Raw genomic sequence first — 11,406 nt, 5'->3', positions numbered from 1 at the left:
CCTGATTGCCGTGCAATCTACAGCATCCGGCGCCGTGTAGAGTCGCGCGTCGTTGACGGAGTACACATGGCGTCTTATCTGATCGGGGATGTGCAGGGCTGCGACGAGCCGTTGGGCCGGCTGCTGCAGGCCATCGATTTCTCACCCAGCCGCGACACCGTCTACCTGCTGGGCGACCTGGTCAACCGTGGCCCGGCGTCGGCACAGGTGCTGCGCCGCCTGATGGCCCTGGACGGCAGCGCGCGCTGCCTGCTGGGCAACCACGACATGCACCTCCTGGCCTGCGCCTGGGGCGTGCGCCGGCCGCACAAGCGCGACACGCTGGACGCGGTGCTGGCCGCGCCCGACCGCGCCGCGCTGCTGGACTGGCTGCGCTGCCAGCCTCTGGCGATCCACGAGACCGTGGCCGGCCGCGAACTGTTGATGGTGCATGCCGGCGTGCTGCCGCAATGGACCGCCGCACGCACGGCCGAACTCGCGGCCGAACTGCAGTCGGTGCTGCGCGGCCCGCACATCGGCGACTTCCTGCACGAGATGTACGGCAACCAGCCCGACCGCTGGGACGACGGCCTGGCCGGCAACGAGCGCCTGCGCGTGGTCATCAACGCGCTGACGCGGCTGCGCTTTTGCAGCGCCGACGGCCAGATGGAGTTCGAGACCAAGGAGGGGGTGGGCGCAGCGCCCGCCGGCTTCATGCCCTGGTTCGAGGTGCCGGGCCGGCGCACGGCCGAGGTGGCGGTGGCCTTCGGCCACTGGTCCACGCTGGGCTGGCTGGACCGCGACGACCTCTATTGCCTGGACACGGGCTGCGTGTGGGGCGGCCCGCTCAGTGCGCTGCGCGTGGACGCTCGTGCTGCGCGGCAGGCGCTGGTGCAGGTCGACTGCCCGCAGGCGCAGGAACCGGGCTGAGCCCGATCAGCCGGCCGAGGTTTCCGGCTGGGGTGCGGCGGCCGGCGCGGGTGCCGGCGCCTTGAACAGCGCGGCCAGCTTGCGCTTGGGCTTGATGTTGGCCGAGACGCCGCTGCGCACGGTCTCGCGCTTGCTCTCCCACCCCGGCGCGCCGGAAGCGGGTGCATTCGCCTCGTAGGGCTGGTTGAAGAACGGATCCTGCGCCACGGAGGCCGAACGGCGCGGTGCGCGTTCGCGCGGCTCACGGGGTTCGCGGGGCTCGGGCCGGCCGCGCGGGCCGTCCATCACGTCGCGCGGGTCGTCGCCACCCCAGGCACGGCGGCCTTCGTTGAAGCGGCCTTGCTCGCGGATGCGCGGCATGTCCTCGTCGTACTCGAAGGCCTCGATCTCGATCTTGGTCTTGATCAGCTTCTCGATCTCGGCCACCAGCCGCGCATCGTTGCCGCCGCCGGCGAAGCTGACCGCCAGGCCCGAGGCGCCGGCCCGGCCGGTGCGGCCGATGCGGTGCACGTAGTCTTCGGCGTTGAAGGGGATGTCGAAGTTGAACACCGCCGGCACGTCCTTGATGTCCAGCCCGCGGGCGGCCACGTCGGTGCAGACCAGCAGGTCGACCTCGCCCTTCTTGAATGCGTCCAGTGCCTTCAGGCGCTCGTCCTGGCTGCGGTCGCCGTGCAATGCGTTGGTCTTGAGTCCCTCGCGCTCCAGCGCGCGGGCCAGCCGGGCGCAGCCCAGCTTGCTGTTGACGAACACGAAGGCCTGGCGCAACTGGCGCTTGCGCAGGATCTGGTGCAGCGCACGGCGCTTGTTGTCGTCGCCCACGCTGTAGAAATGCTGCTCCACGGTCGAGGCCGTGGCGTTCGAACGCGCCACCTCGATGGTGGTGGGGTCCTGCAGGTAGCTGCCGGCCAGGCGCTTGATCTCGGGCGAGAACGTGGCCGAGAACAGCAGCGTGGTGCGCTGCTTGGGCAGGTACGACAGGATGCGCTGCAGGTCGGGCAGGAAGCCGATGTCCAGCATGCGGTCGGCCTCGTCGAGCACCACGTACTCGACCTGGTTCAGCACCGCGTTCTTGGCCTCGATGTGGTCGAGCAGGCGGCCCGGCGTGGCCACCAGGACCTCCACGCCCTTCTTGAGTTCGGCCGTCTGCGGCTTCATGTCGATGCCGCCGAACACCACCGTGCTGCGCAGCTGGGTGTACTTGGCGTACAGCTTGATCTGCTGCGCCACCTGGTCGGCCAGTTCACGCGTGGGCAGCAGCACGAGGGCGCGCACGGGGTGGCGCGCAGGCGATGTGGAGGCGTTCTCGTGGCGCAGCATGCGCTGCAGCAGCGGCAGCGAGAAGGCGGCGGTCTTGCCGGTGCCGGTCTGGGCGGCGCCCATCACGTCGCGGCCCGTCAGCACCACCGGAATGGCCTGCGCCTGGATCGGCGTCATGCTGCTGTAGCCCATCTCGGCCACGGCACGCGAAAGCGGCTCGGCGAGGTTCAGCTGAGAGAAGGAAGCGGTCGGTGCTGCGGTTTCGGCGGGGGTGGAGCCTGCTTCGGGAGCGGTTGCGGAGTCGGTCATCAAGTCCAGGGTTGAAGCGCTACCAAACAGATAGCAGGCCGGCCCGCCAGGGTGGGGCCGGACCGCAATTATCGCGCAAGGGGGTCAAAACCCTGTGACAGGTGCAGTTTCAGGCCGTGTTCAGGCGCTCGCGGGAATCGGCCCGACGGCCTGGCGCACGTCGCCGCACTGGGCGCGCTGGCGCAGCGCATGCTCCATCACCACCAGCGCCAGCAGCGCCTCGACGATGGGCGTGGCACGGATGCCCACGCAGGGGTCGTGCCGGCCCTTGGTCACCACTTCCACGCTCTGGCCAGCCGTGTCGATGGACTCGCGCGGCGTGATGATGGAGCTGGTCGGCTTGATCGCGATGGCCACGTCCAGGTCCTGCCCGGTGCTGATGCCGCCCAGCACGCCGCCGGCATTGTTGGACAAGAAGCCCTGCGGCGACAGCGAATCGCCGTGCGTGCTGCCGCGCTGCGCCACGCTGGCGAAGCCCGCGCCGATCTCCACGCCCTTGACCGCGTTGAGGCCCATCATCGCGAAGGCGATGTCGGCGTCGAGCTTGTCGAACAGCGGCTCGCCCAAGCCCACCGGCATGCCCGAGGCTGTCACGCGCACGCGCGCGCCGCACGAGTCGCCGGCCTTGCGCAGCTGGTCCATGTAGGCCTCCAGCTGCGAGACGTCGGCCACCGGCGCGAAGAACGGGTTGTTCGGCACATGCTCCCAGCCCTCGAACGGGATCGCGATCTCGCCCACCTGCGTCATGCAGCCGCGGAACTGCACGCCATAGCGCTCGCGCAGCCACTTCCTGGCCACCGCGCCGGCCGCCACCGTGGGCGCCGTCAGCCGGGCCGAGGAGCGGCCGCCGCCCCGCGGGTCGCGGATGCCGAACTTGTGCCAGTAGGTGTAGTCGGCATGGCCGGGCCGGAAGCTCTGCGCGATGGCGCTGTAGTCCTTGCTGCGCTGGTCGGTATTGCGGATCAACAGCGCGATGGGCGTGCCCGTGGTGCGGCCTTCGTAGACACCGGACAGGATCTCGACCTGGTCGGCCTCGGCGCGCTGCGTCACGTGGCGGCTGGTGCCGGGGCGGCGGCGGTCCAGCTCGACCTGGATGTCGGCCTCTGCCAGCTCCATGCCGGGCGGGCAGCCATCGATCACGCAGCCGATGGCCGGGCCGTGAGATTCCCCGAAGTTGGTGACTGCGAAAAGTGTGCCGAAGGTGTTGCCGCTCATGGCCCGATTATCGACGAGCCCATGCGCCCGGCCGGTCCACAGCCTGGGAACGGTTCATGCTTCGCATGCAGTGCACCCACCGATGGTGCGGAACCCCCTCACAGCGAAAGGCAAGCCATGTTGGACCGCACGAGCACCAAGTTCTCCCACGTCAAGGAAGGCGACACGCAATATGTCAGCGGCGGATTGCGCGACTTCTTCCTGTACCGCGACCTGGGCATCGCCGAGGCCACGCACGGAAAAGTGATCGCGCACCTGGTGAAGGCCAACATGGCACCAGAAACGGGCACCGGCTGGCACCGCCATGAAGCGGACTTCCAGATCGTCATCATGGTCAAGGGCTGGGCCCGGTTCATGTACGAAGACAAGGAAACCCTGGTCGAGGCCGGCGACGTGGTGCACCAGCGCCCCGGCATCCGCCACTACCTGTTCGACTACTCGCCCGACATGGAATACCTGGAGATCGTCTCGCCGGCCGACTTCAAGTCGGTGGACGTGGAGCCGGTCTGCGAAGTGCCCGCGCCCACGCCCTGGAAGTGAGCGCAGCGGCGGCGCCGGCCGCCGCCGTCAAAACTCCGCGTCGAGTTCGTCGATCTCCTCGGGCTCCTTGCCGGCCTCGGCGACCCACTCCTTCATCGCAGGCAGAGCCATGATCTGCTTGCAGTAGTCCACGCAGGCCGGCGGCAGCGGCACGTCGTAGGTCAGGAAGCGCGTGACGACCGGCGCGTACATCGCGTCGGCGATGCAGGGCTTGTCGCCGAACAGGTAGGGGCCGCCATAGGCCTGCAGGCATTCGGTCCAGATCTCCAGGATGCGGTCCACGTCGGCCTGCGCGCGCGACCAGATCTTGAAGCCCGGGAAGTGCGCCTTGATGTTCATCGGCAGCGAAGAGCGCATCGCCGAGAAGCCCGAATGCATCTCGCCGCAGATCGCGCGGCAGTGCGCGCGCGCCGCCTGGTCGGCCGGCAGCAGGCCGGCCTTGGGCTTGAGCTCGTTGAGGTATTCGCCGATGGCCAGCGTGTCCCACACATGGACCTTGCCGTTCTGCAGCGAAGGCACGCGCATGGAGGACGACAGCAGCAGCATCTCGGCCTTCATGGCCGGGTCGTCGGGCGAGACCACGTTCTCGTTGAACTCCAGGCCCGCCAGCCTGGCCATCAGCCAGCCGCGCAAGGCCCAGGCTCCGTAGTTCTTGCTGCTGATCGTCAATACCGCCTTGGTCGCCATGGGATCGCCTCCAGTGTGGCGGTATCCAGCAAGCGCTGTGCCAACGCGCCCTGCGCCTTGTGGACGATCCGCGCGGCGCCCGCGCATGGCCCGCAAATTGCCTGTCAGGCCGCACACCCCACTCCCACGAGACATTGCATGCTGTACCAGGCCTACCAGCTCCAGTCAGACCTCATGTCGCCGATGCGGATGCTGGCCCAATCGCTGGGGAGTTCGCTGTGGTTCAACGACACCGACCGCAGCCCGCTGCGCGCGTGGTCGGCCGCGAGCACGGTGTTCTCGCGCATGCGGCTCACGCACAGCCGGCCCGCTTACGGCATCGACCAGGCCATCGTCGAGGGCGTGGCCGTGCCCGTCACCGAGGAAGTCACGCTCAAGAAGCCGTTCGGCAGCCTGCTGCACTTCAAGCGCGAACTGCTGCCGCACACGCCGTCCCAGCCGCGCATGCTGCTCGTGGCGCCGCTGTCGGGCCATTTCTCCACGCTGCTGCGCGACACCGCGCGCACGCTGCTGCGCGACCACGACGTCTACATCACCGACTGGCACAACGCGCGCGACGTCGGCCTCCAGCACGGGGGCTTCGGGCTGGACGACTACATCGCCTACATGATCGACTTCATCGCCGCGCTGGGCCCGGGCACGCACGTGATGGCGGTGTGCCAGCCCTGCGTGGCCGCGCTGGCGGCCACGGCCATCATGGCCGAGGACGACCACCCGGCCCAGCCCGCCAGCCTGACGCTGATGGCCGGCCCGGTGGACTGCCGCGTGAACCCCAGCGGCGTGAACGAGCTGGCCACGAGCAAGCCCATCGAATGGTTCGAGCAGAACCTCATCAGCCACGTGCCGCTGCCGCATGCCGGCTTCATGCGCCGCGTCTACCCCGGCTTCGTGCAGCTCACGGCCTTCATGAGCATGAACCTGGAGCGGCACAAGCAGCAGTACAAGGACATGTACAAGTACCTGCTCGAGGGCGAGACCGAGAAGGCCGAGACCATCCGCGTGTTCTACGACGAATACCTGGCCGTCAACGACCTGCCGGCCGAGTTCTACCTGGAGACGGTGGAGAAGGTGTTCCAGACCTACGACCTGCCGCTGGGCAAGCTGACCTTCCGCGGCCGCACCGTCGACCCCAAGGCCATCCGCCGCACCGCGCTGATGACGGTGGAAGGCGAGCGCGACGACATCTGCTCGGTCGGCCAGACCCTCGCCGCGCAGGACATGTGCGCCAATGTGCGGCCCTACCGCAAGACCCACCACGTGCAGACCGGCGTGGGCCACTACGGCGTGTTCAGCGGCCGGCGCTGGAACCAGGAGATCTACCCGCGCGTGCGGGACATGGTCTACGCAATGCAGTGAGGCACGCGGCCGGCGGGGCCGCGTGGAAGGCGCTCAGCCCTTGCCGTCTTCTTCCTCGCCGCCCGGCCAGTCGCGGATGTAGGCCTTGAGCATCTTGTTCTCGAAGTTCTGGCTGTCCACGACGGCCTTGGCGACATCGTAGAAGCTGATCACGCCCATCAGCATGCGCTTGTCCATCACGGGCATGTAGCGCGCGTGGCGCTCCAGCATCATGCGGCGCACCTCGTCCAGTTCGGTCTCGGCCGTGCAGGTCAGCGGCGCATCGTCCATGGCCGAGCGCACCAGCGTCGAACCGAGCGCGCCGCCGTTCTTCACGACGGTCTGGATCACCTCGCGGAAGGTCAGCATGCCGACCAGGTCGCCATGGTGCATGACGACCAGCGAGCCGATGTCCTTCTCGGACATGATGGCCACGGCCTCGGCCAGTTCCTCGTCGGGCGTGACGGTGTAGAGCGTGTTGCCTTTGACGCGCAGAATGTCGCTGACTTTCATGGGGCCTCCTGTTGATCGTCCGCGACGCGGAACTGTCAAGGGAATATAGCCCACAATCATCCCGAAACTGACCCGTTCCCCCCCTGGAGGAGACCCTCGCATGCCCGGTTACGCGGACCCCGGATTCGACACGTTGGCACTGCACGCAGGCGCATCGCCCGACCCGGCTACGGGCGCGCGCGCCGTGCCCATCCACCTGTCCACGTCCTTCGTGTTCGAGTCCAGCGACCACGCAGCCGCGCTGTTCAACCTCGAACGCGCGGGCCACGTGTACTCGCGCATCAGCAACCCGACCAACGCCGTGCTGGAGCAGCGCGTGGCGGCACTCGAAGGCGGCATCGGCGCCATCGCCACCGCCAGCGGCCAGGCCGCGCTGCACCTGGCCGTGGCCACGCTGATGGGCGCGGGCGGCCACATCGTCGCCAGCACGGCGCTGTACGGCGGCTCGCAGAACCTGCTGCACTACACGATGCGGCGCTTCGGCATCGACACCACGTTCGTGAAGCCCGGCGACATCGATGGCTGGCGCGCTGCGATCCGGCCGCAGACGCGCCTGCTGTTCGGCGAGACCGTGGGCAACCCGGGCCTGGACGTGCTGGACATCCCCACCGTCTCGGCCATCGCGCACGAGGCCGGCGTGCCGCTGCTGGTCGACTCCACGCTCACCTCGCCCTGGCTCATCAAGCCCTTCGAACTCGGTGCCGACCTCATCTACCACTCGGCCACCAAGTTCCTGTCGGGCCATGGCACGGTGATCGGTGGCGTGCTGGTCGATGGCGGCAGCTTCGACTGGGCCGCGTCCCATGCGCAGAGCGGCCGCTTCGCCGAACTGGCGCAGGCCTACGACGGCTTCCACGACATGGTGTTCACCGAGGAGAGCACGGTCGGCGCTTTCCTGCTGCGCGCGCGCCGCGAAGGCCTGCGCGACTTCGGCGCCTGCATGAGCCCTCACACCGCCTGGCTGATCCTGCAGGGCATCGAGACGCTGCCGCTGCGCATGGAGCGCCACATGGCCAACACGCGCAAGGTGGTCGAGTTCCTGGCCGCCCAGCCCTTCGTCTCGCGCGTGGGCCACCCGCTGCTGCCAAGCCACCCGAGCCATGCACTGGCCAGCAAGCTGCTGCCGCGCGGCGCGGGCTCGGTGTTCAGCTTCGACCTCAAGGGCAACCGCGAGCAGGGCAAGAAGTTCATCGAGACGCTCAAGATCTTCAGCCACCTGGCCAACGTGGGCGATTGCCGATCGCTCGTGATCCATCCGGCCAGCACCACGCACTTCCGCATGAGCGACGAGGCGCTGGCGGCCGGCGGCATCGGGCAGGGCACCATCAGGCTCTCGATCGGGCTGGAGGATGCGGACGACCTCATCGACGACCTCAAGCGGGCACTCAAGGCCGCGGAAAAATCGACAGGGACGGCAGCATGATCCTCACCGTCCACGGCGCCCCCACCTACTGCTACACCGGCGGCAAGCCCTTCGACGCGGCCAGGCCCACGGTCGTCTTCATCCACGGCGTGCTCAACGACCACAGCGTCTGGATCCTGCAGAGCCGCTACCTCGCGCACCACGGCTTCAACGTGCTGGCGGTCGACTTGCCCGGCCACTGCCGCAGCGCGGGCGAGGCCCCGTCCACCGTCGAGGAGGCGGCCGGCTTCATCGCCGCGCTGCTGGACGCGGCCGGCGTGCAGCGCGCCGCGCTGGTCGGGCACAGCTGGGGCTCGCTGATCGCGCTGGAAGCCGCGGCCCAGCTCGGCGAGCGGATCACGCAGCTGGTGCTGGTCGGCACGGCCTTTCCGATGAAGGTCTCGCAGGCGCTGCTCGACGCCTCGCTGAACGAGCCGGAAGCCGCACTGAAGATGGTCAACGTGTTCTCGCGCTCCACGCTGGCCGCACCGCCCTCGGCCCTGGGCCCGGGCACCTGGGTGTATGGCGCGAGCCTGGCGCTGGGCCGGCGCGTGCTGCGCAGCAACCGCGATGCCAACGTGTTCCACCGCGGCTTCCTGGCCTGCGACCGCTACACCCATGGCGAAGACGCCATCGCGCAGATCGCCTGCCCCGTGCTGTTCGTGCTCGGCGCGCAGGACCAGATGACGCCGCCCAAGGCCGCGCAGGGCCTCATCGCCGAGGCCAGGGCCGCTGGCAAGACCGTGCAGGTGGTGCAGCCGCCCGTGGGCCACCACCAGATGACCGAGGCACCGGACGACACGCTGTTGGCGATCCACGGCTTCCTGTCCCGCTGATGCCGGCACTGCAGCGCTTTTGGCAAGCCGTTGCGCTGCTGGCAGCGGCGCTGGTCGGCTTCGGCCTCATCCTCTGGCTGGCCGCGAACTGGGACGACTTCGGCCGCATGGGCCGCTTCGCGGTGCTGCAAGGCGCGCTGGCCATCGCTGCACTCGCCGCCGCCGCACGGCCTGCCCTGCGCGTGCCCGGCGCATTGGCGGCGCTGCTTGCCACGGGTGCGCTGTTCGCCTACTTCGGTCAGACCTACCAGACCGGCGCCGATCCCTGGCAGCTGTTCGCGCTGTGGGCGCTGCTGGCCTTGCCGCTGGCGCTGGCCGCGCGCAGCGATGCGCTGTGGCTGCCCTGGTGCCTGGTGGCCATGGCGGCAGTCTCGCTGTGGGCCCAGGCGCACACAGGACACGCGTGGCGCGTGCGCCCGCAGGACCTGCACACGCACGCCGCTGCCGCCGCCATGGCCGCGCTGGTGGTGGCGCTGCTGTCGCCCTGGGCGCGCCGCTTGACGGGCGCCGGCCCCTGGGCCTTCCGGCTGGCGGCGGCGCTGTTCGCCGTGCTGCTGACGCTGACCGCGCTGGGCGGCCTGTTCCGCGAAGACCCGGCACCGCAGTCCACGGGCAGCCTGCTGCTGCTCGCGCTGGCCGCGGCCGGATTCGCCAGCCGCCGCGGCTTCGACCTGTTCGCGCTCAGCGTGGCCACGCTGGCGCTGGACACGCTGCTCGTCGCCGGCGCGGCGCGCTGGCTGCTCGATGGCGGCATCGACGCCATCGGCAACCTCTTGCTGCTGGGCCTGGCCGCCGCGGCGCTGCTGGCGTTGTCGGTGCGCTGGGTGCAGCGGCGTGCGCAGGCCTGCGGCGCCTGGGCCGCGGGCACGGCAACCGCCGCGCCCGGCGATCGCCCCTGGCCCGTGGTGCTGCTGACCGGGCTGGGCGCCTGGCTGGCCGCGCTGCCGCTGCTCGGCGCCGTGGCGCTGTTGCTGGGCGACTGGGTCCATGCCGGCTCCGGCCCCTACGCCGTCGGCGTGCTGCTGCTGACGCTGGCCGGCACGCTGCTGCGCCGGCCGCAGGTGTCCGTGTTCGTCGAGCAGTTGGCCTTGCCGCTGCTGCTGGCCGGCCTGGGAACGCTGGGCTACGGCCTCGCGCGCGATCTGCCGCTGCAGCTGGCGGCAGGCCTGATGGCCCTGCTGCTGCTCGCGCTGGCCTGGCTGGCCGACACGCGCCAGCGCTGGCTGCATGGCCTGCTGGGTGCTGCGGCGGCCGGCGCCACGGTGCTGGCTCTGCACGGCGAGAACGACTGGCAGGACGGCAGCCTGCTGTGGCTGGCCTTGCACGGCACCGTGTTGCCGGGCCTGGCCGGCTTGCGGCGGCCGCCACTGGCCGCCACGGCCTCGGGATGGCTCGCGCTGGCGCTGGCCGGCCTCGCCAGCGCATCGGGCATGGCCTTCCTGGTCGGTGCCGTCCCGGGTCCCACGCAACCTTTCGCCGGCAGCGGCGGCCTCGTGGCGCCCGGCCCCTGGACGGCGGCGGCCTCGGCGCTGCTGGCGCTGGCCACCGGGGGCCTGGCCGCGCGGCGCTGGCCCGCGCTGCGCCGGCCGGGCTGTGCCGCGGTGGCGCTGGTCGCCGCGGCGTTGTGCGCTTTCCTGCCGATGCTGGGCGCCATCCTGCTGACCACCGTGCTGGCAGCGGCCGCCCGCCGCCGCCAGCTGGCGCTGTGCGGCGCACTGGCCGCGGCCTGGACGGTGGGCAGCTTCTACTACCTGCTTGCCTGGCCGCTGGCCCACAAGGCGGTGCTGATGGTGGCCTGCGGCGCGGCGCTGGCCGCGCTGGCCTGGCGTGCCGCGCGCATGCCCACCGGCGCGGCGGCGCCGGCCAGCGCGCCCCGCGCCGCCGCGCTGCTGGTGCTGGTGGGCGGCCTGGCCACGCTGGTGGTGGCCAACACGGGCATCTGGCGCAACGAGCGGCTGATCGCGCAGGGCCAGCCGGTCTTCGTGGCACTGGCGCCGGTCGATCCGCGCTCGCTGATGCAGGGCGACTACATGCAGCTGCGGTTCCAGCTACCAACCGACACGCAAGACCGGCTGGCGCAGCCGCAGTCCGGCACGCGGCCCCAAGCGGTCGCGCGGCGCGATGCGCGCGGCGTGGCCGAGCTGCTGCGCGTGGCCGCACCGGGCGAGCCATTGGCCGACGGCGAGTTCACGATCACGCTGGCCCCCAAAAACGGCCACTGGACGCTGGTCACCGACGCCTGGTTCTTCCGCGAGGGCGAAGCCGATCGCTTCGCGCAGGCGCGCTATGGAGAATTCCGCGTCGCACCGGACGGCCGCGCATTGCTCGTGGGACTGGCGGACGCCAAGCTGCAGGCGTTACGATGACTCGGAGCCCTGCGTTGACAGGGCCAGGAGACAGCGC

At 70.2% G+C, this 11,406-nt stretch carries 10 protein-coding genes; 6 read left to right on the top strand and 4 right to left on the bottom strand.

The annotated features are described in order from the left end of the window. Positions 1-66 precede the first annotated feature (66 nt). Positions 67-909: a symmetrical bis(5'-nucleosyl)-tetraphosphatase gene (locus ASF44_RS14870; protein WP_056900004.1), complete on the top strand. Its 843-nt coding sequence runs from the start codon at positions 67-69 to the stop codon at positions 907-909. A gap of 6 nt (positions 910-915) precedes the next feature. Here the strand turns inward: ASF44_RS14870 and ASF44_RS14865 are convergent, their stop codons facing one another. Beyond that, on the bottom strand, positions 916-2,475 hold the full coding sequence (locus ASF44_RS14865) for a DEAD/DEAH box helicase (RefSeq protein ID WP_056900003.1): 1,560 nt from the start codon (positions 2,473-2,475) through the stop codon (positions 916-918). A 120-nt stretch (positions 2,476-2,595) separates the two neighbouring features. Further along, on the bottom strand, positions 2,596-3,690 hold the full coding sequence (aroC, locus tag ASF44_RS14860; RefSeq protein WP_056900002.1) for a chorismate synthase: 1,095 nt from the start codon (positions 3,688-3,690) through the stop codon (positions 2,596-2,598). Between the two features lie 117 nt (positions 3,691-3,807). Between aroC and ASF44_RS14855 the strand changes: the two genes are divergently transcribed. Next, positions 3,808-4,230, top strand: coding sequence for a cupin domain-containing protein (locus ASF44_RS14855; RefSeq protein ID WP_056900001.1), 423 nt, complete (start codon positions 3,808-3,810; stop codon positions 4,228-4,230). Between the two features lie 27 nt (positions 4,231-4,257). Here the strand turns inward: ASF44_RS14855 and ASF44_RS14850 are convergent, their stop codons facing one another. Further along, positions 4,258-4,917: a glutathione S-transferase gene (locus ASF44_RS14850; protein WP_056900000.1), complete on the bottom strand. Its 660-nt coding sequence runs from the start codon at positions 4,915-4,917 to the stop codon at positions 4,258-4,260. A 138-nt stretch (positions 4,918-5,055) separates the two neighbouring features. Here ASF44_RS14850 and ASF44_RS14845 point away from each other — a divergent pair, with 138 nt between their 5' ends. Continuing rightward, entirely contained in the window at positions 5,056-6,273 is a 1,218-nt protein-coding gene (locus ASF44_RS14845; RefSeq protein WP_056899999.1) for a polyhydroxyalkanoate depolymerase, read from the top strand. A 33-nt stretch (positions 6,274-6,306) separates the two neighbouring features. Here the strand turns inward: ASF44_RS14845 and ASF44_RS14840 are convergent, their stop codons facing one another. Then, positions 6,307-6,765, bottom strand: a complete 459-nt coding sequence (locus ASF44_RS14840; protein ID WP_056899998.1) for a CBS domain-containing protein — start codon at positions 6,763-6,765, stop codon at positions 6,307-6,309. A 100-nt stretch (positions 6,766-6,865) separates the two neighbouring features. Here ASF44_RS14840 and ASF44_RS14835 point away from each other — a divergent pair, with 100 nt between their 5' ends. From ASF44_RS14835 to ASF44_RS14825, 3 genes are read left to right on the top strand one after another with little or no spacing between them, the layout of a single operon-like run. Then, positions 6,866-8,188 (top strand): O-acetylhomoserine aminocarboxypropyltransferase, encoded by a 1,323-nt coding sequence (locus ASF44_RS14835; RefSeq protein ID WP_056899997.1) that lies wholly within the window; start codon positions 6,866-6,868, stop codon positions 8,186-8,188. Continuing rightward, positions 8,185-9,003 (top strand): alpha/beta fold hydrolase, encoded by an 819-nt coding sequence (locus tag ASF44_RS14830; protein WP_056899996.1) that lies wholly within the window; start codon positions 8,185-8,187, stop codon positions 9,001-9,003. The genes ASF44_RS14835 and ASF44_RS14830 overlap by 4 nt, the downstream gene beginning before the upstream one ends. Then, positions 9,003-11,369, top strand: coding sequence for a GDYXXLXY domain-containing protein (locus tag ASF44_RS14825; RefSeq protein WP_056899995.1), 2,367 nt, complete (start codon positions 9,003-9,005; stop codon positions 11,367-11,369). The genes ASF44_RS14830 and ASF44_RS14825 overlap by 1 nt, the downstream gene beginning before the upstream one ends. Positions 11,370-11,406: the final 37 nt, after the last annotated feature.

The organism is Pseudorhodoferax sp. Leaf274 (assembly GCF_001422445.1).
Taxonomy (GTDB): Bacteria; Pseudomonadota; Gammaproteobacteria; order Burkholderiales; family Burkholderiaceae_C; genus Pseudorhodoferax.
This window is presented reverse-complemented; position numbering and strand designations above follow the sequence as displayed.